29 protein-coding genes are annotated in these 26,966 nt (G+C 40.4%); 25 read left to right on the top strand and 4 right to left on the bottom strand.

Annotated elements, in window-relative coordinates:
• Nucleotides 1-70: 70 nt before the first annotated feature.
• Both UB51_RS13650 and UB51_RS13645 read right to left on the bottom strand, forming a co-directional pair.
• Nucleotides 71-2,557 carry a DsrE/DsrF/DrsH-like family protein gene (locus tag UB51_RS13650; protein WP_044877767.1) on the bottom strand — a complete coding sequence of 829 codons (2,487 nt, stop codon included), beginning with the start codon at nt 2,555-2,557 and terminating at the stop codon, nt 71-73.
• On the bottom strand, nt 2,550-2,846 hold the full coding sequence (locus UB51_RS13645; protein ID WP_044877766.1) for an ArsR/SmtB family transcription factor: 297 nt from the start codon (nt 2,844-2,846) through the stop codon (nt 2,550-2,552). The genes UB51_RS13650 and UB51_RS13645 overlap by 8 nt, the downstream gene beginning before the upstream one ends.
• 243 nt (nt 2,847-3,089) lie before the next feature.
• On the opposite strand from UB51_RS13645, the gene UB51_RS13640 reads away from it, so the two are divergent.
• The 4 genes from UB51_RS13640 (at nt 3,090) to UB51_RS13625 (ending at nt 5,283) form a co-directional block, all read left to right on the top strand.
• Entirely contained in the window at nt 3,090-3,485 is a 396-nt protein-coding gene (locus tag UB51_RS13640; protein ID WP_044877765.1) for a CidA/LrgA family protein, read from the top strand.
• On the top strand, nt 3,485-4,174 hold the full coding sequence (locus UB51_RS13635) for an LrgB family protein (RefSeq protein ID WP_044877764.1): 690 nt from the start codon (nt 3,485-3,487) through the stop codon (nt 4,172-4,174). Before UB51_RS13640 ends, UB51_RS13635 begins: the two co-directional genes overlap by 1 nt.
• A gap of 256 nt (nt 4,175-4,430) precedes the next feature.
• Nucleotides 4,431-4,913 (top strand): ferric iron uptake transcriptional regulator, encoded by a 483-nt coding sequence (fur, locus tag UB51_RS13630; RefSeq protein ID WP_199924934.1) that lies wholly within the window; start codon nt 4,431-4,433, stop codon nt 4,911-4,913.
• A 184-nt stretch (nt 4,914-5,097) separates the two neighbouring features.
• A complete protein-coding gene (locus UB51_RS13625) occupies nt 5,098-5,283 on the top strand; it encodes a hypothetical protein (RefSeq protein WP_044877763.1) in 186 nt (61 codons plus the stop codon).
• Between the two features lie 33 nt (nt 5,284-5,316).
• On the opposite strand, the gene UB51_RS13620 is transcribed toward UB51_RS13625, so the two are convergent.
• Nucleotides 5,317-5,802 carry an HXXEE domain-containing protein gene (locus UB51_RS13620; protein WP_044877762.1) on the bottom strand — a complete coding sequence of 162 codons (486 nt, stop codon included), beginning with the start codon at nt 5,800-5,802 and terminating at the stop codon, nt 5,317-5,319.
• Nucleotides 5,803-6,057: 255 nt separating this feature from the next.
• Between UB51_RS13620 and UB51_RS13615 the strand changes: the two genes are divergently transcribed.
• From UB51_RS13615 to UB51_RS13600, 4 genes are all read left to right on the top strand, one after another.
• On the top strand, nt 6,058-7,056 hold the full coding sequence (locus UB51_RS13615; protein WP_052675922.1) for a helix-turn-helix transcriptional regulator: 999 nt from the start codon (nt 6,058-6,060) through the stop codon (nt 7,054-7,056).
• A 200-nt stretch (nt 7,057-7,256) separates the two neighbouring features.
• Entirely contained in the window at nt 7,257-9,074 is a 1,818-nt protein-coding gene (locus UB51_RS13610; protein WP_044877761.1) for an ABC transporter ATP-binding protein, read from the top strand.
• Nucleotides 9,058-10,794 (top strand): ABC transporter ATP-binding protein, encoded by a 1,737-nt coding sequence (locus UB51_RS13605; RefSeq protein WP_044877760.1) that lies wholly within the window; start codon nt 9,058-9,060, stop codon nt 10,792-10,794. The genes UB51_RS13610 and UB51_RS13605 overlap by 17 nt, the downstream gene beginning before the upstream one ends.
• A 296-nt stretch (nt 10,795-11,090) precedes the next feature.
• Entirely contained in the window at nt 11,091-12,080 is a 990-nt protein-coding gene (locus UB51_RS13600) for a helix-turn-helix transcriptional regulator (RefSeq protein ID WP_044877759.1), read from the top strand.
• A gap of 217 nt (nt 12,081-12,297) precedes the next feature.
• On the opposite strand, the gene UB51_RS13595 is transcribed toward UB51_RS13600, so the two are convergent.
• Nucleotides 12,298-13,065, bottom strand: a complete 768-nt coding sequence (locus UB51_RS13595; protein WP_044877758.1) for an alpha/beta fold hydrolase — start codon at nt 13,063-13,065, stop codon at nt 12,298-12,300.
• A 191-nt stretch (nt 13,066-13,256) separates the two neighbouring features.
• Here UB51_RS13595 and UB51_RS13590 point away from each other — a divergent pair, with 191 nt between their 5' ends.
• From UB51_RS13590 to UB51_RS13510, 17 genes are all read left to right on the top strand, one after another.
• On the top strand, nt 13,257-14,777 hold the full coding sequence (locus tag UB51_RS13590) for an IS1182 family transposase (RefSeq protein ID WP_144407019.1): 1,521 nt from the start codon (nt 13,257-13,259) through the stop codon (nt 14,775-14,777).
• 259 nt (nt 14,778-15,036) lie between these two features.
• Nucleotides 15,037-16,242 (top strand): MFS transporter, encoded by a 1,206-nt coding sequence (locus tag UB51_RS13585; RefSeq protein WP_044877756.1) that lies wholly within the window; start codon nt 15,037-15,039, stop codon nt 16,240-16,242.
• 262 nt (nt 16,243-16,504) lie between these two features.
• Entirely contained in the window at nt 16,505-17,017 is a 513-nt protein-coding gene (locus tag UB51_RS13580) for a hypothetical protein (protein WP_234405441.1), read from the top strand.
• A gap of 150 nt (nt 17,018-17,167) precedes the next feature.
• Nucleotides 17,168-18,688, top strand: coding sequence for an MDR family MFS transporter (locus UB51_RS13575; RefSeq protein ID WP_044877754.1), 1,521 nt, complete (start codon nt 17,168-17,170; stop codon nt 18,686-18,688).
• Nucleotides 18,688-19,509: a CPBP family intramembrane glutamic endopeptidase gene (locus tag UB51_RS13570; protein ID WP_044877753.1), complete on the top strand. Its 822-nt coding sequence runs from the start codon at nt 18,688-18,690 to the stop codon at nt 19,507-19,509. Before UB51_RS13575 ends, UB51_RS13570 begins: the two co-directional genes overlap by 1 nt.
• Nucleotides 19,510-19,523: 14 nt before the next feature.
• Nucleotides 19,524-20,183 (top strand): HAD family hydrolase, encoded by a 660-nt coding sequence (locus UB51_RS13565; RefSeq protein WP_082063143.1) that lies wholly within the window; start codon nt 19,524-19,526, stop codon nt 20,181-20,183.
• 317 nt (nt 20,184-20,500) lie between these two features.
• Nucleotides 20,501-21,340, top strand: a complete 840-nt coding sequence (locus UB51_RS13560; protein WP_044877752.1) for a P-loop NTPase family protein — start codon at nt 20,501-20,503, stop codon at nt 21,338-21,340.
• Between the two features lie 35 nt (nt 21,341-21,375).
• Nucleotides 21,376-21,798 (top strand): hypothetical protein, encoded by a 423-nt coding sequence (locus tag UB51_RS13555; RefSeq protein WP_044877751.1) that lies wholly within the window; start codon nt 21,376-21,378, stop codon nt 21,796-21,798.
• Between the two features lie 177 nt (nt 21,799-21,975).
• On the top strand, nt 21,976-22,557 hold the full coding sequence (locus UB51_RS13550) for a hypothetical protein (RefSeq protein ID WP_044877750.1): 582 nt from the start codon (nt 21,976-21,978) through the stop codon (nt 22,555-22,557).
• The gene (locus UB51_RS13545; RefSeq protein ID WP_160297269.1) at nt 22,526-22,858 is read left to right on the top strand and encodes a GNAT family N-acetyltransferase; all 333 of its coding nucleotides are present in this window, start codon (nt 22,526-22,528) and stop codon (nt 22,856-22,858) included. The genes UB51_RS13550 and UB51_RS13545 overlap by 32 nt, the downstream gene beginning before the upstream one ends.
• A 112-nt stretch (nt 22,859-22,970) precedes the next feature.
• The gene (rpiA, locus tag UB51_RS13540; protein ID WP_044877748.1) at nt 22,971-23,642 is read left to right on the top strand and encodes a ribose-5-phosphate isomerase RpiA; all 672 of its coding nucleotides are present in this window, start codon (nt 22,971-22,973) and stop codon (nt 23,640-23,642) included.
• Nucleotide 23,643: 1 nt separating this feature from the next.
• Nucleotides 23,644-24,069: a VanZ family protein gene (locus UB51_RS13535; RefSeq protein WP_044877747.1), complete on the top strand. Its 426-nt coding sequence runs from the start codon at nt 23,644-23,646 to the stop codon at nt 24,067-24,069.
• A gap of 74 nt (nt 24,070-24,143) precedes the next feature.
• Entirely contained in the window at nt 24,144-24,629 is a 486-nt protein-coding gene (locus tag UB51_RS13530; protein ID WP_445322326.1) for a MarR family winged helix-turn-helix transcriptional regulator, read from the top strand.
• 92 nt (nt 24,630-24,721) lie between these two features.
• Nucleotides 24,722-24,916 carry a YwbE family protein gene (locus UB51_RS13525; protein ID WP_044877746.1) on the top strand — a complete coding sequence of 65 codons (195 nt, stop codon included), beginning with the start codon at nt 24,722-24,724 and terminating at the stop codon, nt 24,914-24,916.
• Nucleotides 24,917-25,295: 379 nt separating this feature from the next.
• The gene (locus UB51_RS13520; RefSeq protein WP_044877745.1) at nt 25,296-25,610 is read left to right on the top strand and encodes a hypothetical protein; all 315 of its coding nucleotides are present in this window, start codon (nt 25,296-25,298) and stop codon (nt 25,608-25,610) included.
• A gap of 224 nt (nt 25,611-25,834) precedes the next feature.
• Nucleotides 25,835-26,347, top strand: a complete 513-nt coding sequence (locus tag UB51_RS13515) for a hypothetical protein (protein ID WP_044877744.1) — start codon at nt 25,835-25,837, stop codon at nt 26,345-26,347.
• A gap of 357 nt (nt 26,348-26,704) precedes the next feature.
• Nucleotides 26,705-26,923, top strand: a complete 219-nt coding sequence (locus UB51_RS13510) for a hypothetical protein (protein ID WP_199924933.1) — start codon at nt 26,705-26,707, stop codon at nt 26,921-26,923.
• Nucleotides 26,924-26,966: the final 43 nt, after the last annotated feature.

The following is a 26,966-nucleotide window of genomic DNA, read 5'->3' as shown; positions in this document are numbered from 1 at the left end:
ATAATGTCACTGACCAGTATATAGAAAGCTCCCCCGTTATTACATTACGGAGGAGCTTTCTGTATACATATTATATAAAGAGATTGATTCCTGATTGATCTGCTTTGCCCAAGTAGTACCCAACTCCGCCAATTTGAACGTTATCAATGAGTTCTTCTCGTGTTATACCCATAATGTCCATAGACATTTGGCAGGCTACAATTTCTACACCTTGTTCGATAGCGGTCTCTATCAATTCTTCAAGAGATGATACGTTATTCTTACGCATAACACCTCGGATCATTTTGGAACCCATACCCATCATATTCATCTTGGACATTGATAATTTACGACTTCCACGTGGCATGATGGCACCGAACATTTTTCCAATAAAGGTTTTATCAACGGACACTTTGCTAGACTTACGAATGACATTGAGTCCCCAGAAAGTAAAGAAGAGCGTTACCTTCTTACCACTTGCAGCTGCGCCGTTAGCAATAATGAAGGCAGCAATAGCTTTATCTAAGTCACCGCTGAATACGACCATGGATGTACCTTCAGGACGTATTGTTGTTGGTTCCGGTGAAACTTGGTCTTTTGCTGACCCCTTAGAGAGATAGGCTTCAATCATACCCTGCGTAGTTTTATTAACTTCCAATATACGATTGGAAGACATCTGCGCCCATGCTTGTACATCTTCGTAGAAGCCTGGATCAGAAGCGGTCACCCGCAGAATGTCACCCTCTTGAAGTTGATCCATCTTTTTCTTGAGTTGAATAAGTGGACCGGGGCAACTTAGTCCACAGGCATCTAGCTCTACATTGGCTTGAATAACGGATTCTTTCGCTACTGCAATTTCCTGTTTGGGTTCAATGGTAACTGTTGTGACCGATGTGCCAGATGGTTTGACCATTTCTGATGAGGTAGGTCTATAGTTCGCCATTTGATAAGTTTTGTAGCCACCGGTAAGGTTACGAACCTTGAAGCCTTTTTGTGCTAAAATCCTAGAAGCTGTATATCCGCGCAATCCGACTTGACAGTAGACCCAAATTTCTTTGTGATGATCCAACTCATGCAGTCTTTCACGTAGTTCATCTACGGGAATAAGGATTGAATCTGGAATATGTCCGTTATCGTGCTCAATTTGGGTCCGAACATCTATAAGGACTGTATGTTCTTGATCACGTGTCTCTAAATCTTTGGGTACGACGACTTGAGTTGCTTCTTTTAATACATTCTCCGCCGTGTAGCCAGCCATGTTAACAGGATCTTTAGCTGAAGAATAGGGTGGAGCATAGGATAGCTCAAGTTCAGTCAGGTCTGTAACCGTTCCTCGGAAATGAATCACGGCTGCGATATCGTCAATCCTTTTATCCACCCCATCATAGCCGGTTGCTTGTGCTCCCAATATTGTACCTTCATCGTTAAACAAAAGTTTGATGGTAAGTGGACTAGCTCCGGGATAATAAGAGGCATGAGAGCTTGGATGTACATATATCATTTGATATGGAATACCTAAACGTTGTAGCGTTTTCTCATTATTTCCGGTTGTAGCCCCTGTGATGCCGAATACTTTAATGATCGAAGTCCCTTGTGTGCCTTTATAAGTCGTATTTAATCCACATACGTTATCTGCAGCAATTCTACCTTGTTTATTCGCAGGTCCAGCTAGTGGGATCGCCGTCTTATTTCCGTTGATATAATCCATGACTTCGATGGCATCTCCTACGGCATAGACGTTCTCTAGATTTGTTTCAAGCTTATCATTGACGATAATATGACCACGAGGGCCTAACTCTAGACCACTTTCCTGCAAGAATCCCGTATCTGGGGTTACTCCGATCGCTAGAATGACCATGTCACTGGTTAGAACTTTACCACTTGCTAGATAGACCTCAATATGTGTCTCAGTTTCTCGAAAGGATTGAACCCTTTCGGAGAACAATAGGTTAACATCGTGCTCTTTGAGCTCCTTGATCAGAACATTGGACATTTCGGCATCAAATGGGGCTAGTATTTGCGGACCTGCTTCGATTAGGGTTACATCTAAGCCAATTTCTTTAAGGTTCTCAGCCATTTCAACACCAATGAATCCTCCTCCGATCACGATAGCTGACTGAGTCATTTCATCTTGAACACGCTTCTTAATAGCATCTGTATCAGGGATATTACGAAGCTTATAAATTTTTGAGCTATCTATACCAGGTAAGTTGGGACGAGTAGGCTTAGCTCCGGGTGAGAGAATAACATAATCATAACTTTCTTCATACACGCCACGTTCTTTGCTGTGCACACTTACGGTTTTGTTCAGGGGATTAATGTTGGTAACTTCGCTTTCTGTTCGAACATCTATGTTGAAGCGTTTATGCATCGCTTCTGGAGTTTGTACGAGTAACTTAGACCGTTCTTTAATGGAATCTCCAATGTAGTAAGGCAATCCACAATTTGCAAAAGAAATATAGGGATCTCTTTCAAACATGACAATATGTGCTTCTTCATCTAGACGACGTAGGCGTGCTGCAGCGGAAGCCCCTCCAGCTACACCTCCAACGATCAAAATTTTCTTCTTGTTACTCATTCTCTATTTCCTCCCCAAAAAAAATGTATACGAGCTTCTTAACTCTTATGTCTGCAATGCTGTAGTTTACTTCAAGACCGTTACGGTCTGTTTCTACGATACCCATAGACCGAAGCTTCTGTAGATGCTGTGAAACAGTCGATTGTGGTAGATCTAAACACGCCTGCATATGTGAAACGTTACATTTCCCCTTGTCTAGTAATCCTCTTACAATGCACAGACGCACAGGGTGCGCCAAGGCTTTCAGGATATCAGAAACTTCATTGTAGTCTTTAAAATTGCTATTCATAGGATTCACCGCCCATATCTAGAATTGTTATATCGTAATATTACGATATAACAATAGTATAGTCAAATTTAGTTACTAACCGGATATATTAACTATCTATTATTAATGATAAATCATGTAAAATTCATATTATTTTCAGAAGTAGATTGAAATAATTATGAAAACTCTGTTAGTCTGAAAGAGCTCAAACCCTCTACAGACATAAAAAAGAATCGTTTAATTCATGAAGGGACTCTAAACATAATGAAAATCATTCAGATCATAGCGCAGGTCGGGCTATTATATTTGTTTTACTTGGCTGGCGATTATGTACAACAATGGCTTCACCTCCCGATTCCGGGAAGTATCGTAGGTCTGCTGCTCCTTTTTGTATTGCTTTTGTGCAAGATAGTTCCGATCAGGTGGATTGAGCATGGGTCAACAGCTGTGTTGTCATACCTTCCGTTGTTTTTTATTCCAGCGACTGCAGGAATTGTGAATCACTTAGGCATATTCAGCGGAAAAGGTCTGATGTTGATCGTTATCATCATCGTAAGTACGGCATTAACGATGGTAGCAGCGGCACATTCGAGTCAATGGCTAGCAGGGTGGAGCATGAGGAGTAAAAGGGATAGTAGAGAGAAGGGGAAGGAAATATAATGGTTTTGACTGCTACAGCGATTGTTCTGGTTAATGTAAGTATATATATTGTTATGTCTATGATGTACAGGCGTTTTCACGTTCCCATATTGATGCCAGCATTAACAGCGACATTGACAGTTGTTATTCTGCTGTTGTATTTTCGGATTCCCTATGAAACTTATATGATCGGTGGTCAATGGATTAACCAACTACTGGGACCCGCTGTCGTTTCTTTAGCCTTTCCTTTGTATAAGCAGCGTCACGTGTTGCGCCGAAATCTTACGGCTATTCTGGGAGGAACACTTACGGGTCTGTTTGTAGGGATGTTCGGCGGGATGCTGATGGCTGTTAGTATGGGATTTCCTAAATCCTATGTTCTTTCCTTATTACCTAAATCCATTACCACACCGGTAGCGATTCAAATATCAGGTAACTTGGGAGGGGAGTCTTCTTTAACCTCTGTATTTGTCATGATTGCTGGATTTACGGGAGCCATTGGTGGACCCTATATCTTAAAGCTATTCAGAATTCAAAGTGAGGCTGGAATCGGAATCGGTCTGGGGACAGCTTCCCACGCACTGGGTACCGCCAAATCACTGGAGTATGGAGAGCAATCCGTATCCATGAGCTCAGTAGCGATGACTGTATGCGCCATTGCAGGATCATGTGTAGCTCCCATAGTTACTTGGCTAATGTATCCTCACTGATCTATGTTGGTGCCAGAGGGAAGATTATCGCTTCCGTAGAACGGTTGATAACTTACTAGGCTGAGCAAGTTATATCACAGTCATGTTCTAAATCATCGGCTATAATAAAAATTGTAAGTATCAATTATGGACTTGAAATATGAACCTCATTGAGTTATTATTATATAATAGTTATTATAAATAAGGTGATTGGAATATTTTATTTTTTATATACAATGGATATAATGAAGAAGCTTAATGGAGGTGGTATTTAGCCATGATGATTACAGAGCATATTGAAGAGATCAAAAGGCAACTAACTGCCAAAGGGTATAAGCTGACATCACAGCGTGAAGCGACAGTTCGAGTATTACTGGAGAATGAAGAGAATCATTTAACTACAGAAGAAGTTTATATGCTTGTTAAAAACACTTGTCCGGATATTGGAATCGCCACCGTGTATCGGACGTTAGAATTACTGAAAGAGCTACATGTTGTTGAGAAAGTTAACTTTGGAGATGGTGTTGCTCGTTTTGACTTACGTTTTTTGAACCAACCTCACTTTCATCATCATTTAATATGTACAGAGTGTGGTAGTGTTCAGGAGATACTAGAAGACTGGTTAATGCCGATGGAGAAGAGAGTTGAACACGAATTTGGGTTCACCGTTACGGATCACCGTCTTGATTTTCAAGGTGTCTGTAAGTCTTGCAATGATAAAGCAGCCTCAAACAAGGATAAATGCCAAGCTGTTTCTTAAATGAATTTTAATTTGTGAATAACAAGCTCAGCCTGTAAAGGTTGAGCTTGTTTCATGTGCACTATCTACTAGATTTTTAAACATAATAAAAAAACTTGATAAACTGATTTCGGCTCTAATTCATAATCAGTGCTTGCAGAAAATAGAAGTCTATGCTGATCGTAGCGAAGAGGATGGAATTGTCGTGGAGAAGCGTAGCGTTCGCCTAAAAGCTTTCCCTTGGAAAGCTACTTCGAAAGCATACGCTTTGCCCCTGAATTTTTACCGCAAAGAGCGGTATATTCAAAAAATTTGGGGGCAACAGCGATCGGAAGGACAATCCATCCGCATAGCGGTCATTTATCAACTCGATACATTTGTTAAGCACTGATTGTGGTGTTGAACCCTGATTTCTTTACAGTATCTAATAAAATTGTTTAGTAACAGATGTTCCTATTTTAAATAAAACAGGAATTAAGCTTAATAACACTCCCCCTACTATAAGTATTGATAAAAATAACTCTCTAAATGTTAATTCATTGCTTTGAAAAAATTGATAAAGAATCAAACTGTTGATAGGAATATTTAATAATATACCTGTTAAAAGCCCAGGAGAATATCTTTTTAAAATGATGGTTGCAAGTAAATGCGGGAAAATGGCATTAATAATCATTGAGCCAAGGAAACCAATAAGAATATATTTAGCCATAATTGAATTTGGGAAGAATAGATAAAAAAAAGTTGAAAGATAAGCCAAAGAAGTAATAAACATGACTGCAAAATGAAATTCACCTTTCCCCACAGGCTTGTGGAATTTTGAGGCATAATTCGACCACGCTGGCAACCATAATGCTTCTTCTAAATTATGTAGTGTAATCGCAAATAAAAATAAAATAACCAATGATTCCAATAGAAAAACCTCCTCTATAACCCGTTTCTACTTACATAAAATATGATACAAACAGGAATTGCTTAATGCAAGGTAATTGTTAAGTTAACGGGTAGCTCCATCAACATAGATGGTGGTAAATCTGCTGTATTATAGTTAGAAGTTAGAATAAGATCATGGAAGTGTTGACAGAATTAAATGAGAACTATTATCATTAATGTATATCATCTGAAACTTAATGATCCTAAGTAACGGCTTGGTAACAGAAGAATGGGGATGGTGTACATTAATGATCTTGATATTCACCAATATTTCTATAAATCGTATGAAGCGTTGAATTTGAATCGAGCGGATTCAGGTTATATAGAAGGACAGACCTTTCCAGAACAATTAGGTGAAGGATATATGAAGCGCCTGATTATCCGCCAAGGTCTGGAATTGGTCATCGCAGACTATTGTTTCTGGTCTAATGAGATTACATCGTACAATGGGACTGAGCCCCTGGTTGAACTTAGTTATTGTGTAGATGGTGGAGGAGCGATAGATATATTAGGCAAGGCTGCTGAGATCAAGGTAAATCAATGGCAACTTTGGTTGATGAAAGATATAGAAGTTTCGATGGAGCATACATCAAATAAACATATGACATTTGTGGGACTTCGGATGACAGAGACCATGTTTAATCAATACATGCAAGTAAGTCCTGGAGAGGACAAAATGAGCTTTGCTAATTTACTTGGATATCATCAGGGCTATCGATTATATGAAGAATCCATATCTCCCGCAATTTCTACGGTTATATTTCAAATTCTACAATGCACATATGAAGGTCCTATGAAACGGATTTACTTAGAAAGTAAAGCCTTGGAATTATTATGTCTGAGTCTTCAGGATTGTTTGATTGTGAGTTCGGCGAGCTCGATCTCATCGGTACTTCGTGGTAATGATTTGGATAAAATCAAACTAGCTAAACAGATTTTACAAGAACGTATGGACTGTCCTCCTGCTCTGCTGGAGTTATCACGGTTGGTCGGCCTGAACGATTACAAGTTAAAGGTAGGATTTAAAGAAGTCTATGGAACGACTGTATTTGGGTCGCTACGAGAGATGCGACTTGAGAAGGCAAAGTATTATCTCGAACTCGGCATGATGAATGTAAGTGAAGTAGCCTATTCCGTAGGTTATTCTAACCCCAGTTATTTCTCTGAGGCTTTTCGAAAAAAATACGGTGTTCAACCCAATTTGATGTTAACCAGAAAATGTAATAATCACTAGATGTTTCTGAGGCAACCTGTATATTAGGTTGTCTTTTTTTGATTTTTTACGTCATCCGTTCCGGATTCCGTACAACCGCCTAAATAATCCGTCACGAGGGAGACGTTGTTATTAATAAGTGATAATCTTTCTCAATAACCTCTAAGACGATCACGTGGAGGATTAATCTTATTGTTAACTTAAGTGAGGAGGAGAATGAAATGACGAAGAAAGCGGGGATCGCCAGACTGGTGGAAATAGCCGATGAGAAGCGAGGCTTGTTAATCGTCTCAGCTGCGCTAGCTTCACTAAGTGCGATCTGCATGCTAATACCCTACGTATCAGTGTACTTTATTCTTAAGGAACTATTACAACATGCCTCCAATGCTGCACTTGTAGATGGAGATATGATGATTAGATGGGGCATTATTGCTTTACTCGGTGTTATTGGTGGGTTAGTGACAATGTATGCGGGTGGAATGGCTTCTCATGTTGCCGCTTTTCGCATTCTATATGGTCTGCGTGTTAAGTTATCTGCGCATATCGGAAGGCTACCTCTAGGATGGTTGAATGGCACTTCAACAGGGGCTGTAAAGAAGACGTTAGAACAAAATGTGGAGAAGGTGGAGACCTTCATTGCTCACCAGCTACCGGATTTAGTACAGGTACTCGTAAGCACTACAATTATGATTATCGTTATGTTCTATTTGAATCCATGGTTAGCTTTGGCCTGTATTATCCCGATAATACTTGGATTAGGTATCCAGATGCACTTAATGACAGGAGCCAAGACGAAGAAGAACATTAAGGAATATTATGATTTCTTAGAACAAATGAACGGTTCAGCTGTTCAGTATGTCCGCGGTATGCCCGCCGTCAAAGTGTTTGGACAAACGGTGCATTCATTCCGGAGATTTTACTCTGATATGATCCATTATCGCGATTATTGTTTGAAATATACAGATCAGTTTCAGAATGGATTTATCATTTTTAAAGTGATTATTGGTTCATTTACGGCATTTGTTCTTCCGGTTGGTGTATTCCTATTGAGTAAGGATCCCAGTAGTGTAGCATTTGCCACGGTTCTATTATTCTTTCTGATTATGGCTCCTGGTATATCAGCTCCAATGTTTAAACTTATGTATATATCATCTGCGCTACGTGATATTAATGAAGGCGTGGAGCGCATGGATCTTATTTTTGCAGAGAAGCCTATTCCAGAACCTAAGGATCCGAAGACTCCAAGTACATATGATGTCACTTTTGATCATGTGTCGTTCTCATATCGAGCAGAAGGAGTAGCCACCCGGAAAGAAGCGTTAACCGATATTTCCTTTGTCGCTAGACAGGGAAAAGTTACAGCATTGGTTGGGCCCTCGGGTTCTGGTAAATCAACGGTTGCAAACTTAGTACCTCGTTTCTGGGATGTTGATGCTGGGCAGATTAGGATTGGTGGAGTGGATATACGTGAAATGCTGACCCATCATTTAATGGATAGTGTAGCTTTTGTATTTCAAGATACCTTTCTGTTCTATGACACCTTATACAACAATATAGCGGTCGGTCAGCCTAATGCCTCTAAGGAGGCAGTATATGCAGCCGCAAAGGCAGCACAATGTCATACGTTTATTGGGAATCTCCCTCAAGGATACGATACCTTGATCGGAGAGGGAGGCGTATATCTATCGGGTGGTGAAGAGCAACGTATCGCTGTAGCTAGAGCGATTCTAAAGAATGCTCCTATCCTTGTATTGGATGAGGCAACGGCTTTTTCTGATCCGGAGAATGAATATGAAATGCAATTGGCACTGAAAGAGTTAATGCAGAACAAAACGGTAATCGTTATTGCCCATCGTCTTTCTTCTATACGAGATGCTGATCAGATTATTGTACTTAACGATGGACGATTAACGGAGCGGGGTACCCATGATGTACTCGTTGCTGAGGGCGGATTATATGCCCGGATGTGGTCTGCATATACAGAAGCTGGACAATGGCATATCGGAGCGGAGGGATCAAATTTTGAGCATTCTGTATAATATAACGGTAGGTAATCCTCGTAAACTAGTGAAGCCAATTATATATACTACGCTTGCAAATTTAGCGGGTATTATTCCTTTTGCACTATTGGTTGAGAGCGCCAGAATCATCTTTGAACCCTTTATTTATCCCGACGTTCCGATGGATATTACAAGGCTATGGTGGATCAGCGGAGCCATGGTGTTGACGCTTATTCTACTATACTTACTTGAAATTCCGGCCTATCGTTCTCAGTTCCGAAGTGCATATAGCGCAGCGGCTGAAGGCCGTACTAATCTAGCTGAGCATCTTAGGAAACTTCCCCTTGGATATTTGAATAAGAGAGATCCTGGTGATCTGGCGAATATGATGATGGGTGATTTCACAATGATAGAACATGGTATTTCCCATCTTGTACCACAGATGATTGGGGCTGTGATCATGCCTGTCATTGCATTGTTAGGACTCTCATTTCTAGATTGGCGTATGGCTATTGCCATGTTCGTTACTTTACCCGTTGCGATTGTTATCGTTCTAAGCACTTCTCGTATTCAACGTAAGTTGGGCGCTGAGCATATGAGAGCTAAGATCAACGCAGCTAATCGTCTCCAAGAATATCTGAATGGTATTCGTGTCATTAAGGCGTATAACTTGACGGGAGACCGATTCGTTCGTCTGGAACAATCATTCAAAGAGTTGATGCGCCGTAGTATTCGGATTGAAGGATTACTGGGACCTATTGTGCTTACTGCGGTGGGGTGTATACGAAGTGGACTTACAGTCATGATTATTATAGGTGTTCATCTCCTGCTTGGAGGTACGTTAGACTTAGTGACCTTTGTAGCCTTTCTTATTATGGGTACACGTATTTTTGACCCGTTGACCACTGCACTCGTGAATTATGCTGAATTTCGTTATCATGAGCAGGCTGGAGAGAGGATTGTTGAACTGCTGAATGAGTCACCCATGACGGGAAGTGGAAAGCCTTCTGAGAATCATGATCTCGAATTGAGAAATGTGACATTCGGATATAACGAACAGACAATACTAGATGATGTGAGCGTGCGTATGCCTATTGGATCGTTCACTGCGCTAGTCGGTCCATCGGGTAGCGGTAAAAGTACTCTGATGCGTCTAATAGCTCGTTTCTACGATCCGAATAAAGGAACAGTGTTATTAGGGGGTAAGGATATTCGTCAACTTGAACCAGAGGAAGTGCTAAGAAAAGTATCTATGGTATTTCAAGACGTATACCTATTCCAAGATACTATTATGAATAATATAAGATTCGGTAATAGTGAAGCGACTGTAGAGGAAGTGAAGGATGCTGCAAGACGAACCTGTTGTCATGACTTCATCATGAAATTACCACAAGGATATGACACCTTGGTAGGGGAAGGGGGTAGTACCTTATCAGGCGGAGAGAAACAGCGGATTTCAATTGCTCGCGCAATTCTTAAGAATGCACCCATCGTACTGTTGGATGAAGCGACAGCCTCTCTTGATCCTGAGAATGAAGTGGAAATTCAGAAGGCCATTGATCAACTTATTGAGGGCAGAACGGTCGTTGTCATTGCTCATCGATTAAGGACGGTGAGGAATGCGGATAATATTGTGGTGCTCAACAATGGCCGAATTGTAGAACAAGGCGGTCATGAAGAACTGTTAAAAGAAGAAGGTTTGTATGCTCGGTTGTGGAACTTGCAGCAGAACATGAATGGCTGGAAGATGACCTCCTGAATGATAGTTTCCTGAACCTTGTATTGAAGAATGAAATGCTAATTCGAAGTAAGCATATAACAGTGGAGTTTAGATAGAAGGTGTCCGGTAAGCCATGATAAATGGCTATGGACACCTTCTTTGCTTTTGTACGAGCAAGTTGGGTAGATTATGAGCTTACGATCAGCGAATGGACCTTTATCGCTAGGGTCTCCAAACTTCGGGTTGAACAGAGAATCATTCATTCGCTATAATGAGTATATTGATAATGATTATCAAAATATGTTAGATACTTATGCTTTAACTGGAGTGATCATATGATAGAGAAGTCTAATTTCCACGATAACTATAATCTTTTTTTTGATGGTCTTCAATTAGCAAGAGAGAACGAGGATCGAACGGAGCATATGAACCTGCAATCAAGTATGGGTAACGGCTCCATCCAGCGATTCGTACCTCGATTCGATCTTGAAGTGGTACTGTCGGAATATGAATTCCATCAGACCCGTCACTTAAATATCGTTTCAGATGTCCCAATGGTAGAGCTAACTTATTGTATACAAGGTGCCAGAGAGACTAGCATTGGCGGAGATCGGCATGAGCTTCTTCCAGGGAGCTGTACGCTACAGTTTATGAATGAAGTGGATGCAAGCTTTGAATTTAGTGCGAATCGACCCTTTTTAATGCTGGGGATTGGTATTCCCGTTGCGACTTTTCATCACTTTATGGGTGAAATGAGTGGTTCGAGATCGGTGGATTTCCTTAATATTGTTGGGAATAAGTCTTTTCGTACGTTTCAGGAAACCATTGATCCTTCCTCTACCATCGTTCTTAATAAGATACTAAAGGCTGCCAAATCTAATGTTACCAAAAATATAGAGATGGAATGCAATGTTCTAGAGTTATTGTCTTCGTCATTTCGGTCATTTCTATGTGAAGGGAAGTCAGAATCAACTTCTTTATCGAAGAGTGACGTACAGAAGATTCAACAAGCGCGAGACATTATATTGAATTGTATGGCCGAGCCACCTACACTCTTACAACTGTCCCATATGATTGCATTAAATGATTATAAATTAAAGGTTGGTTTTAAAGAGATGTATGGTGCAACGGTATTTGGATATTTACGAGATAAACGCCTAGAGAAAGCACTACTATTATTACAGCAGGGCAATATTACGGTAGGAGAAGTTTCTTGTGCGGTTGGATATTCTAATCCAAGCTATTTCGCAGAGGCCTTCCGCGAAAAGTATGGTGTAAATCCTGGTGAGTTTGTGCGACGTTCATCTATGCTACTTCAACATTGAACAATAAATAATCACGGACTCTGAATTGCTGCCACTCAGCTATTGGTAATCGCTGAGTGGCAGCTTTTTTTGTTAAAATATAAGAAAGTATAAGTTTTCACTATACTTTGCTTATATTTCTACGAGAAGGGGCTGTCCCATAAGGTTATAGACCTAAGGGACAGCTTTTTGTCGTATCAGAGGTTTGTACATCAGAATGCGCTGCTCAGACCAGTTCTCACAAATTCCTCCATCCTCTCACCATCATCAAAATTTCTTCGATCACAATTTCCGGTTCATCGTGATGAATATAATGTCCGCTGTAAGTCGCAACTCGGACTTTACTGGCGGTAGAGAGACGCTTAAAATCAGCTTGCAGTCTTTGCTCGATTTCCAATATTTCTTGAGAGGGCCAATCTGCGCTCCCTTCATCAGGCAAGCCTCTAATAATAATAGAAAGAGGATAGTTCCCTTGTCCGGTATGATCAACGATTTGCTGATAGCTTTTAATCTTATCGATCTTCTCGCTATTTCGCATAGGATTCTCGTAATATTCCCTGTTTTTCGCAGCAAGCTTTCCTGATAAAACCTTTTCATACACAAGCTCTTTATATTCGGGTGCCGCATCAACCAAAATCATACCGAAAATAGTATGCGGATACAGGCTTGCATATAACCTGGCGACCAGACCCCCAAAGGAATGTCCCACTACAAGATATGGCGGCTTCACATCAAGTGTCGACAACAGCCCGGCAAGCTCCTCGACCAGATCTAGGCAAGTTCGAGGAACAGGAGCTTCCTGACTCCTTCCGAGCCCTGCCCTGTCGTAGGAAAAGGTTGATGTCTCCTGAGCGATCCGTTCTTGAACCTCATTCCATGTATCACAGCTATCGCCTAGTCCTGCTATTAAGATGACACTTGGTGTGACATGGCGTGAATATTTGCAGTACAGCCTACGGTGATTGCAGGTGTGGTAGCCTTCATATATCTCTTTATCCAAGCGCATATCGCTTTCTCCTCACGCACTTTTTGTCCGGGCGAGGCTGTCCCAAAAGGTTATAGACCTGAGGGACAGCTTTTTGTCTTGTGGAGATCAAAAAGTAACCGTTCTTTGATAAAATGGAAGTAACACCCACCATTTTCGAAAGGAACGATTTCTTTGTACATTCAATATACCATGGACAACTTTGCCTGCCAATGGACTTGGAAGAAGACATTCCTCCTAATCATTTGGTTCGCGTCGTCAACGCAGCCATTAACCGGCTAGACGACGCTATTTTTGAGTCAGCATATCCCGGTGGTGGGCGAGACAGCTATCACCCCAAGATGCTCGCCAAGGTCATTATCTACGCCTACACACAGCGGATCTATTCCTCTCGCCAAATCGCCAAAGCCGTCCGCGAGAACATCATGTTCATGTGGATTGCAGGCAGGCAACGTCCGGACTTCCGCACAATCAACCGGTTCCGTTCCGAGCGAATGAAAAACGTGCTCGAGGCTATCTTTACCACCGTTCTGCAGTTCCTGGTTGAGGAGAACTACGTCAAGCTTGAGCACTATTTTCTTGACGGCACCAAAATCGAAGCGAATGCCAATCGGTATACGTTTGTCTGGGGCAAAGCCGTCGTAAAACATAAAGCGAAGTTGCAAGAGAAGGTACAGACATTGTTCGCGACCATCGAAGAGGCCCAGCAGCAAGAAGAGCATGAACTGGCTGCTCAAGACCTCGCAGTGCTTGGTGAGACCTCTTCGCTAACCAGCGAAAAGCTAGCATCCGCCGTTCAGCAATTAGAAACCAGACTGCAAGAAAATCCAAAGGACAAGCCGCTCAAAAAAGCGGTACGCATTCTCCGTAAAGACCTGCTTCCTCGTCTGCAAAAATACGAAGTCCAACAAGAGATTCTTGAGGATCGGAATAGCTATAGCAAGACCGACACGGATGCCACGTTTATGCGGATGAAAGAAGATCATATGCGTAACGGCCAACTGAAGCCGGGCTATAATGTGCAGATTGGAACAGAAAATCAGTTTATTATCGGCTACAGTCTGCATCAGCGTCCAACCGATACGCGCTGCTTAAAACCCCATTTGGAGAAAGTCAAAGCCACCCTCGGCAAGCTGCCGGGAACGGTGATCGCGGATGCCGGATATGGCGGGGAAGAAAACTACGCTTACTTGGAAAGTGAACAGCTTGAGGCTGTGGTAAAGTACAGCACGTATCATAAGGAAAAGACAAGGACATGGCAGAAGGATATTAGCAAAATCGACAACTGGCAGTATGACGAAGCCGAGGATACGTGGACATGCGCGGCAGGACGTAAGTTAATCTTCCGGTATGAGAGCAAGGAAACGACGGAAGGCGGATTTGAAATTCGGAAGAGGCACTATAGAAGTGAGAGCTGTGAAGGATGCCCACTCAAAGCATCTTGCACGAAAGCGAAAGGAAATCGGGAAATCAGCGTCAGTTTGAGGTACCTGCGTTACAAACAGCATGCACGAGAAAGACTCCGGAGCGAGGAAGGTTATGCCCTGTCCGTTCGGCGGATGATTGAGCCGGAGAGCGTATTTGGGCAAATGAAGAATAACCGGGGATTCCGGCGTTTTCTGCTTCGCGGCTTGCCGAAGGTAAGCCTTGAGGTCGGATGGCTTTCGCTTGCCCATAATTTGCTCAAAAAGGCGGCAGTAGACCAAAAACAAGCAATGACGGCGAAGGGATAGCACCCCTAACGCCGCCATTTTTCATTTTTTTCTTAAGCGAGCTGTTCTCAAAGTGAGCTAGAACTTACTTTTGGGACAGCCTCTTCTTTTTGTGTAATGAGGGAAGAAAAAATGTCTTATCCCGATAACCAGTAATAGACTCCGCGCACAGGTAGATGCATGGAGTTCTGCGATAGTAATATGGAGTTAGGGATGGGATTGATGGAACCATGAAGGCAATGGGAAAATAAAAAGAGACACAACAAAGGAGAAATATAGAATGGTTAAAAAAGTTGAACAGGCACAGCAGCCCTTTTGGATAAATGTAATGATAGGGTTGCTTCTGATTATGGCAACAACAGGATTGGCAAGGGTCGCATATGGAGCGGTTCTCCCCTATATGCAGGAAGGGTTGTCTTTAACGGTCTCACAATCGGGTATGTTAGGAACGATTATGTTCTTAGGATATTTGTTAACCGTAGGTTTATCGGGTATTCTTGCATTTCGCTGGGGAGCCAAAGCGGTATTGCTTATAGGTGGATGGAGTGTCGTAGTCAGTTTACTGGGCCTTGCCACGGCGACTTCCTTTTGGTGGGCAGCTCTTCTTATGCTCATTATTGGTGCGGGCAGTTCATTAGTGTTTACGCCATTGATGTCGCTTATGATTAGTTGGTTTCCGAATAAAAGGGGGATTGTGTTAGGGTTTCTGCTAAGTGGTGCGGGTTTAGGGATGTTCTTGAGCGGAATTCTTGTTCCCTATATTATGGGGCAATGGCCAGATTTAGGTTGGCGTGCAGTGTGGTTCGTATTTGGACTTATTGCTTTGTTAGTTCTTATCTTAGCTACGTTTATTTTGAGAAACCCACCCGTGACAGAACATAATAGTAATGATAAAGAAAAACCGAAATGGTTACAAAATAAAAGGCTAATGAAAATAGCTTGGCTTTATTTCGCGGTTGGTATAGTGTATCTAATTCCAAATCTATATCAGACGGGGTTTATGAAAGAAATTGGAATTTCCGATTCCGTCACAGGAACTACCTTTGCTATTGCAGGTGCATTCTCTATTGTTGGGGGACCGATTTGGGGAATCATTTCAGATCGGATCGGATCAAGAAGAGCATTACTTATAGCATTATCATGCGCCATTATTGGAAATTTAGTTCCTTTACTCATGAATAATTTGGCTGGGTTTATGATTTCAGCAGTCATATGGGGTTCCACAATGGGAGGAGTTTTAGGATTGATTCAGGTAAGTGCTTCTCATGAGGTTCCGCAAAAATATATATCTGTAGCTATTGGATTTATTTCTGTATTTTATGCTTTTGGTCAAATGATTGGACCTGGGTTGGCTGGATGGATAATCGATCAAATGGGAGGTTATACTGGGGCTTATTGTTTTGGCGCTTTCGTGTATTGTATAGGTCTGATGCTGTGCTTCACGATGAAGGCAGATCAGAAGACAACCCGAGCAGGTGGGAACTAGCGACTATCCCGAATGAGGCTCACATATACATCAAATAGGGTCCAATCTAGTCCGTGTAAGCTGCGGGCTTTTTGACAATGGAAACTGTGATTAAAAACACAAAAATATAACCTCCTTGTAACTATATTGCAACGTTTAGTCACTATTGTTCGTATATAATTAAGGAAGATAAAAAATAAACATTTTAAATTAGCGTTTTGAAGTTCTGAGTAAGGGTAATGAGCAATATAGAGTTATATAATGTAAGTAGTAAAGGAGAATTATGATGAGAAAATCAGCACTCTTTATGACGATAATGGTTATTGTTCTTTTAACATCTATTACTACGACAAGTGCAATTGGATATCAGCCTGTTGAACCTAAGGATGATACATCCACTGCAATGATTACTAGTATAGTACAAGAGAATGGTCATTTATATATTGAAGCAGACCACATCCAGTGGTATGAAGGTGAAGCTGCGAATGAGAAGTTTCTAGAACGTGAGCAAGATACGGGCGACATGACGGGTCCCCCTGATGGATATTATGTGATCAACGACGATCCACAATTACAGAAGTTAGAAGTAGCTGCAGATGCTGAAGTGTTGATGCAAATTTATGACCACGATGGTACTTACGAAAGCATTCAAGTGGAGTGGAATGAGCCGGTCTCATTACATAAATTTGAAGCCATATATCACAACAATGAACTGTTAGATGCTAGCGTATTCCCTTATCATCTAACGGTGAATGATGGAAAAGTAGTTAAGATTGTTCAGCAATTTATTCCTTAAACATGAATTGTATAAAGAAATAAGATCCAGCACTTGCTCATGGGTGCTGTTTTTTTGTTTGTTGTAGTGCTTTTGTTTTATTGTGAGAGGTATAATAATCACAAGAATCCTATTAGGATATAAGATTATAACAAAAGGAGAACTGAAAGCGTGGAAACATCAAAAAGTAATATTAAGCTAGTCGTGGCAGGGCTATTGCTCGCCATATTTATGGCGGCCATTGATAATACCATCGTAGCTACAGCTATGGGTACTATCGTGTCTAAGCTTGGAGGTTTTGATAAATTTATATGGGTAACGTCAGCGTATATGATTACTACGATGGCAGGTATGCCGATCTTCGGTAAGTTATCTGATATGTATGGACGTAAAAGGTTTTTTATTTTTGGGATCGTGGTATTTCTATTTGGCTCTATATTGTGTGGTTTTGCCCAAAGCATCGAGCAACTTAGCATTTATCGTGCCATTCAAGGCATTGGTGGCGGCGCGTTGATGCCAATAGCTTTTGCGATTATTTTTGATATATTCCCTCCTGAGAATCGTGGTAAAATGACGGCTTTATTAGGCGCAGTATTCGGAGCGGCAAGTGTCGTAGGTCCGTTGCTTGGTGCTTATATTACGCAATACATTGGATGGGAATGGATATTTTACATCAATGTTCCTATTGGGATTGTAGCTTTGCTATTTATTATTCGTTCTTATCATGAATCTAAACAGCATGTGAAACAAAAGATTGATTGGTGGGGTGCCGCAACTCTCGTTATTGCAGTCATTAGCTTGATGTTTGCTCTAGAGCTTGGAGGCAAAGAGTATGCTTGGAACTCCTCCATTGTTATTTCATTATTTACTAGTTTTGTTGTATTTTTTATCGTATTTTTCTTTGTTGAACTGAAAGCACAAGAACCTATTGTACCTTTCTGGTTGTTTAAACGTCGCTTATTTGCTACAACCCAAATATTAGCCTTTCTATATGGGGGCACTTTTATCATTATGACGGTTTATATTCCGATATTTGTTCAAGCGGTCTATGGCGGATCCGCTACGAATGCGGGGTTAATTCTAACACCTATGATGCTAGGGTCTGTCGTAGGTAGCTCCATAGGGGGAATATTTGTAGCCAAAACGAGCTATCGTAACTTAATGTTTCTATCCGTGGTTTCTTATTTCGTCGGTATGTTTATGTTAAGTACGTTGACTCCGGAGACGGCTCGCTCCTTCTTAACCATGGCTATGATCGTCGTTGGATTCGGAATGGGCTTCTCTTTCTCCCTTCTGCCAACATCTTCAACACATAATCTTGAACCTCGATACCGAGGAACTGCGAATTCGACGAATCAATTTCTTCGTTCGCTCGGGATGACGCTTGGAATTACGATTTTTGGTACAATTCAGAATTCTGTGTTCACAAGTAAGCTTACAGAGAATTTCAGGGGAATGGGCGATGCCTCCTCCGCATTGTCTAATTTTGAAGATCCGAAGCAAATTTTTCAAGCGGGTGTTCGTTCACAGATTCCAGCTGAAATTCTTGATAAAATCGTGAATGCCATGTCAACATCGATAGCTCATATCTTCTATATTGCTTTAATTCCTGTTGGTGTGGCTGTTATTGTTGTATTCCTTATGGGTAAAGCGCGCGTTCAATTGAGTAAATTACCTGAAGGTGAGCCGTAATGTCCAAAGGTAAAGCGAAGCTTAGAACGAATGTTTGGTTATATAGTGCTTGTATCTTTATGATTGCCACAGGAATTACTGTTCAATTAATAACGATTAAGGAAAGCCTGATATTAGCGATTGGGATAGCGCTGATATCATGTTATGCACCTGTTTCTCAAGGGATTAGGAACATTGTACATATGAGTGTTATATATATTATAGGTTACTGGACAGCGGTGTATTTGGATTCAACGATGACTACCTTACTAACGTATGCTAACCTTACACAAGAGTTAGTTATCGCTATATCACGGCTTAGCCTCATTGGGTTCCTTCTGCCTTTTATGCTATGGGATAAATTTCGTCCTGCTCAAACACGTTACTTTGCCTATGGGAGCTTTACCGGTCCCATTCATTTCCCATTCATATGGGTTGGATTGAAGGACCGGATGTGGAGATTTCTACTTGTAGGTGTGATCGTCATGATATCGTCGTTTATCCCAGTTATTCAGTGGGGACGAGAAGACTTTCTCTCACTTCTTCTGTATGGATTAGTCTTCGCATTTATTAACGCTATTCTAGAAGAGTTTCTTTGGAGAGGATATGTACTTTCTCGATTTGTTGATGGGCTAGGTGAGAAACAGGGATTAATAATAGGCAGTATTATGTTTGGGATATACCATTATTCATTGGGATTCTCTTGGAGTATATGTGCATTATTCGCATTATTAGGGATGATGTTAGGCGGAATTGCGATTAGATCCCAAGGGTTGCTTCCTGTGATCATTCTCCATTTCATCATGAATGTATTATTCGTACTGAGTGGATTAATTTTTTAAGAAAAGAGGTTGATATGATCTTGAATGCTGAAATTATTTTATTTGATCTAGATGGGACACTTACAGACCCTAAGTCAGGAATTACGAAATCAGTACAGTATGCGTTATCTAAATTTGATATTCATGAGCCTGATTTAGACAAGCTTGAGATGTTTATAGGACCCCCGCTTGCCGTTTCATTTGCAGATTTTTATGGTTTCGCTGAGGCAGAGGTTAGCCAAGCTGTTACTTATTTCAGAGAGTATTTCGTAGACAAAGGAATGTTCGATAACGCAGTGTACTCAGGGATTCCTGAGCTATTGCAAATGCTGCTTAATCAAGGAAAAACACTTATGATTGCAACTTCGAAGCCAACGGTATACGCTGAGCAAATCGTAAGACATTTCGAAATTGATCATTATTTCGCAGCTATATATGGTAGCAATCTCGATGGAACGATGGCAGATAAAACTTCTATTATTCGAAGCGTTATTGTGGATAAGGGACTAAATAAAGAGAAAACGATCATGATCGGAGATCGGAAACATGATATCATTGGAGCGAATAACAATGGGATCTCGTCTATTGCTGTTGAATATGGGTATGGAAATTCTGAAGAATTGCTAGAGTGTAATCCGACTTACACGTATAGAACAGTGGCAGAGCTTACAGATGCCTTCTCTATATTAACGTAGACGATCAACCGATAAACAAAGCAGAATGATAATATAGATTAGTTCCTTCGAAGACAGCCATTCCTGAATAAGGATAGGCTGTTTTTTTGTGTTTTAAGAGTTGAAATGGAGACAAGGCGCATAAGTTCATAGAGGATCTATTTATTACAATGCTGAATATCATAGTTATAGCCAAGAAATGTTGTATAAGATCAGTTTAGATCGAGAACCATACTGGATTTATCAAGGGTTCCATAAAATTGGGGGCGTAGTGATCGCTCCTAATGTGATGTATCTGCTCTATTTCCATGATAGAATGTTTCAAGGGGGGATCATAAATGAATGCGCAACTAATTATGGTAGAAGGAATGCCAGGCTCTGGTAAATCAACAGGGGCCCGCCTAATTGCTGATATTCTTAAAGAGCATGGTAAGAATGTTGTGCTGGTGCTAGAAGATGATCTTGATCATCCGGCAGATTATAAGGGCGTTTCCAGCTTCACTCCTGAGGAGTGGGAGACACTGTGCCATAAACATGAGGAACATCAGACGCTTCTGTGTACTAGAGCTTTTTATGAAGAAGGCAATTATTTCTTACCTTATCGTAAAATACAACAAGATGATCCCGAGCAACTACCTCCCTTGCTACTGGATGATCTTTGCAAGCAAGATATTTACGAGATATCCATTGAACGCCACATGCAACTAATTTCAGCTAAATGGAACAAGTTCGCAGAAGCAGTTGTTTCTCAGAATAAAGTCTATGTGTTTGAGTGTTGCTTTATCCAGAATCCCGTAACGGTTAGTATGATCAAACATAATCGAAGATCGGAGGAATCCCTTCATTATGTGCAACAGTTAGAGAAAGCTATAGCACCACTTAATCCGCTACTCATCTATATGGACCAGCAGGATTATGATGTTACCTTCAATAAAGCTGTAGCAGAATGGCCTGCTGAATGGTCTAGCGGATTTATGAATTATTATACATCGCAGGGATATGGACAAGCACATGGGTATTCTGGCATTGAGGGTACTTTGAAAGTGTTATATGCTAGAAAGCAATTGGAAGAGAAAATTATGACGGAGCTGACTCTTACATCAACGACCATTGATAACTCTCCATGTGACAGGGAGCAGCTAAGACAAGCACTTGTTAATATTTTGATAGAAGAATAAGGATTATAATATAGATTGAAAAAGGAGTGTACAGCGTGATATATGTTGCATTAGTAGTCGGTATTATACTGCTGGTTGCAGCTGGTATGTTGGCACGAAAAAATTCACAGATTATAGCAGAGAAACGTGGGTTAATTAGTACGGAGACATCTTCTTCAATACAATATACTGTTCACCTTACAGATCAATGGACAGATCGAGAACAGTCACAACTTCTACCGTTGTTTCATGTATCCTATAGGGATGGGGAAGAAGAGCTACATGCTTATCTTTGTCGTGTGACAGGTACTAGGGGTGAGCTGAAATTACAAGAGGCTAAGAATGTTATGATTCACAAAATTAGACATGCGGTCCAGAAGAATCTGTTGTCATCCAGTGCTTCTAAACACGAATCAGCTATAAATGATGATGAGAAGAACATGATCACAGAACTAGAGCAAGAGTTAGCCCAACGATAATCGTATGAAAAGGATAAAATATCCTGCTGCTACATAGAATGAATTAAAGTTTGTGCACTCCAAGTTCTATAGATTCTAAAGTGAATCTTAATATAAGGGTTCGTCTTTAGTTCATTCTATATATTTATCCTTATTTGTGCTATGGTAGAAAAATGGCTAATGAAGGGAGATTAAATTATGCATGTACTCAGTTATAGCGATCCATCCGATTTCTTGAATCGTGTTGAACCTGTGCTACTGGAAAATGAAATGCTTAATAATCTTCCACTAGGTATTATCTATCGTCTGGTCGAGTCATGTAAGTATGCGGTCAAGGACGCACAACCTGAAGGTCCGCTCCCCTTCATGGCAGTGGTGAGTAACGATGAGCAAGATATCCTAGTCTTAGTCAAAACGTTGGAGCACCTAATCATTTACAATAGCGAAAAGGGGGTGAATGATGAACTTGTTACTGAGGCCTGCTCTAAGGCCATTCAGTACATTGTGGAACAAGAGGTGATCTCTGTTCCTAGTGTCATTGCTTTACGTGAGACGGCGTTTCTCTTTGCTAAGGAGTGGCAATTCATTACCGGTCATAGCTATGAAATACAAATGGATCAACGGATATATGCTTGCACCGAAGTGAAGGATATCAAGTTGAGCCCTGGTATTTTTAGAGCGGCTGAGTTTAGAGATATTCCACTGCTGGGTCAATGGATTTATGAATTTGCTGCTAGCGTTGGAGGTCATGTCCATAGATCGTGCCATCAAGATGGCTAAGAATGCTACTGACAAATCAGCGATCTATCTATGGATAGATGATGGTGAACCTGTGTCTATGGCTCAGCAGACTAGACCAACCTTACATGGAGCGGTAGTTAATTTGGTATATACACCTCCTGAGCATCGTAATAAGGGATATGCCAGCTCTTGTGTGGCAACGCTAACAAGAAATATGTTGCGTGGTCCGTATCAATTTACTAGTCTATATACAGATTTGAGTAATCCAGTCTCGAATCGTATATATATGAACATTGGATACGAACCTAAAGCGGATTCCGTTGTGTTAGAGTTTAAATAATACGTAGGTAGTTGAGCTCGTTCTTGACCTGATTCACCCTAGGGTGCAGGGCTAAGAGCGAGCTCGTTGCTCTGTACTATGTTTGGATAACTTGAACGGGGGTGCGTTAGACGTGAATATGAAAAGAATTTCTGCGGAACACGCTGTCCAGTATATTCAGGATGGGATGAAAATTGGTCTGGGAACAGGCTCTACAGCTTATTGGGCCATTCAAAAGATTGGTGAACGAGTCAAAGAAGGGTTATCTATTCAAGCCGTAGCTACTTCCAAAGCATCGGAAAGGCATGCGGTCGAGCTTGGCATCCCCATGATTCCATTTAACCAGATTGATCACTTAGATCTAACGATTGATGGCGCTGATGAATTAGATTCACATTTGCAACTCATCAAAGGTGGTGGAGGGGCTTTATTAAGAGAGAAAATTGTAGCCTTCCACAGTCATACATTAATTATTGTAGCCGATGAGAGTAAATTTGTGGACAAGCTAGGTCGCTTTCCGTTACCGGTGGAGGTCATACCCTTTGCAGTAGAATGGACCCTTAACTCATTGCAGCAATTAGGATGTCGACCGCAGCTTCGTACAGATGGCGAGAAATTAGCGGTGACGGATAACGGGAATTATATCGCAGATTGCCAGTTTGGTAGTATCAATTCACCAACCGATCTGCAAAATGATATTTCACGTATACCTGGGGTTGTAGATCATGGGTTATTTATTGGACTTGCGGATGTTGCTGTAATCGGTCATTCAGACGGTTCTGTAGCTATTATGGAACGAAAGTAACATGTTTAGATTATTTATTAGGGTAATGTTACAGACTGTGATGTTAGGCTATAGTTTATGTCTTCTGTATTGGATGTTTATAGGTTTCGGTCGTGTTCGCCATGTAGGGGCTCCCCTTAGTTATAATCTCATGCCATTCGAAACGATAAGCTTATATGTACGTCACCATAATGAAGTTTCTACTTCGACGTGGTTTATTAATTTGTTTGGTAATGTAGGTGTATTTGTACCTTTTGGTCTATTGTTACCTATCCTAAGTAAAAGGCTAAGATCATATATGAGACTGGCCTTATTATTTGTGCCATGTGTGATCGTGCTAGAATTCTGTCAAATGGTATTAAGGGTAGGAAGCTTCGATATAGATGATGTTATTCTTAATTTGTTAGGTGTATGGATAGGTTATTTCATTGTAAAACGTTTCTTATAGAAAATGGAACATTTGACATCAAATAGCGATTGTATTATCTTGGTGTTAAGATAATTTATTTGGAGGTTTCTATCATGAATGACAACATGAATAATTCGAATGAATCCTTGGGGGATAAAGGGGATGGACTTTCACTGGATTTATTTATTGTATTAGCGCGTGCTTACAACTCTGTAATTGCACATTCTACACGAAGTATTCACAGCTATGGACTTAACTCTACTGAATTTGGTGTTCTTGATTTGTTATATCACAAAGGACCTCAACCATTACAAAAAATAGGTGAGAGAGTTCTTATTTCCAGTGGGAATATTACATATGTTGCAGATAAATTGCAAAAGAAAAATTTATTGATTCGAATTGCATCACCAGATGATAGACGAGTGATATTCGCAGATCTGACTGAAGAAGGAAGATCATTTATTGAACAAATGTTTCCTCAGCATCAGAAGGTTCTTGTCAACGCGGTTAAGGGGTTAAATGAAGCTGAGAAGAAGGATGCGATTGTTCTTTTGAAGAAGCTTGGATTATCAGCAGATGAGAATTTCCAAAAACAATAATAATTCGTCACCATTTGCATAAACGGAGTGGTTCCTGTATTGTTCCTTGTTATGAACCTCATTACTAAAAGACATATGGGAAGTGAATATCAATGAATGGACAAATTCGCGCTAATATTCGTCCGGGGCTAGAGGTAGATATTGTATTGAAGCAGGATCAACCGACAGGTAAGTTAACGAGAGGCATCGTTAAGGATCTATTGACCAACTCACCGAAGCATCCGCATGGCATTAAGGTTAGATTAACTAGCGGTCAAGTTGGACGCGTGCAGACTATCATTCAGTAAACAATTTATAATAATAAAGGCAATCCATACCTTAATTCGGTTGGAGTGCCTTTATTGTTGAATGATGCTCTAAGCTCAAACTGACTATCAAGATATGAAAGCTCACGATATGAATAGGGGGTACTTACAAATTGGGTTATAACAGATGCTCAACTACAGATCATGCTTCATAGATTTAACCTAGGGGGAGTTTTTCTTAGAGGAATATACATCTTGGGAATGATATCACTGATTCATTTGATAGTAATAGATGGTGGTAATAACATCCGATAACAAAGCATTTCTACAGCCTTTCGGGTTCAGGAACACACAGAACGTTATCTGCAATTACCAAAACTTAAAAAATAGTAATCAAATCATTTAAAGGAGACTTACTGTTATGAAAATCGAAATCAAATCACTTGGTGTAAAGAGTATGTTTAAAACCACACTATATATTGCGAGCATTCCAGCGGGATTGATGTTTGTAATTGGAGTTTTATCCTTGATAATTGGGATAGCTTCAGGAAATCAGAGTATTGTTGTTGCAGTCATACCTTTCATTGTGATGCCATTCATTATAATAGGTTTATACGGATTGTTAGGTATGTTGTTAGGAGTTAGTTATAATTTCTTTGCCCCAAAATTCGGTGGACTTGAGATAACGATAAAAACTCAGGAACAAGAAGTAATAATGCAAAACAATCAAGACTAAAATACATACATTGAGGAATCTCGAAGAAGTCGGTAACAGCAGATAACACAAGTTTCACGCTGCGGGCATATGCCCTAGGTTGGAAGAAGTGGAAACAAAGAAGTAAGCTCACCAACACAGACGCCCACCTAAGATAAGAGCTATCTAAGGTGGGCGTCCGTCGTGAACCTCTAAACGTTAGCCGAAAGTATTGTAAAGAATAATATTAAGTAAGGAGAACATAGATGGAGAGAATCGAAGTAATTCAAATATTTTTAGAAGACGAATGTGAATATTTTGATAGTTGTGTATCGACATACTTTGAGTTTATTGGGCAACCAATACATAATTTATTTCTATCTGACTTAAGAGCATTCTATGATAATGAAGCAAAATCTTGGCTCCCAACACCAAAAAAAGTGAATTGTTTTAAACTTATTGAAATTACCAATTGGAGAGAACGATTAAAATCAGAACTTAAGGAGTTCTTTTATCTAAGTGAATATAACAGAGAGCCTGAAAAATATAAAAAACAGATTAAGATGTTAGTAGTATCAAGAGATAAGAGGATCGGAGAGCTAATTAGTCTTATAGAGAAGTTACTAGATGAACAATATGAAGTGTTTGAATTAGATGTCAGGTTAGATGGATATTATGCATGCTATTCAAAAGATTATATTTTTAAGAAAGAGAAGACTTATTATTTATTGAGAGCTCAGATACACGATGTTATTAAAGAAGGCAATACCTTCGCCTAAAACCGCATTCACGTATCGGGCCATTCGTCCTTCGGTCCGCTAGAGGTAATTCAGGAAGTGAGGTTAGCGGGGATTTCACCCCTCGGTTGTCAGATGTATAATTATGGAATGATATTAGACAACAAATGACCCAGCCTAAGATAAGGTTATCTAAGGCTGGGTCGTTTCATGAATACCAAACGTTATAGGAAATCAGCGAACATCATAAAAACCTCTATAAGCCATTATTTCATAGATGCTTTTCACCTAACGGTAGGATAGTTTAGCAATAATTAATCTTTACCAGCCATGACCTCAGACGGTTTGTTATTATTATAAGTGGTGGGGCATTCTACCAAATATGAATAAGGGAAATAAATGATGAACTCAAATATTCATTCCACTTCGGAAGAAAACGTTTTTAAGATTGACTATAAGGACATTATTTTAAGAGAATACATAATTGATGATATAGATGAGTTTCATTCACTAACCTGGCAACCTGAGATATATGAATTTTTGCCTGGTTGCAACGTATCTAAGGAACAACTAGGAATACCATTAAGCAATATCGAAGAAGGCAGTGACACTAGCTAACACCGTTTTCCTGCTGCGGAACCACTTTTAAACATAGAAAGGA

Origin of the sequence: Paenibacillus sp. IHBB 10380 (genome assembly GCF_000949425.1) — a bacterium.
In the GTDB taxonomy this organism is placed as follows: domain Bacteria; phylum Bacillota; class Bacilli; order Paenibacillales; family Paenibacillaceae; genus Paenibacillus_AQ.
Note: the sequence above shows the minus strand (reverse complement) of the source record. Positions and strands in the feature narration are given on the sequence as shown.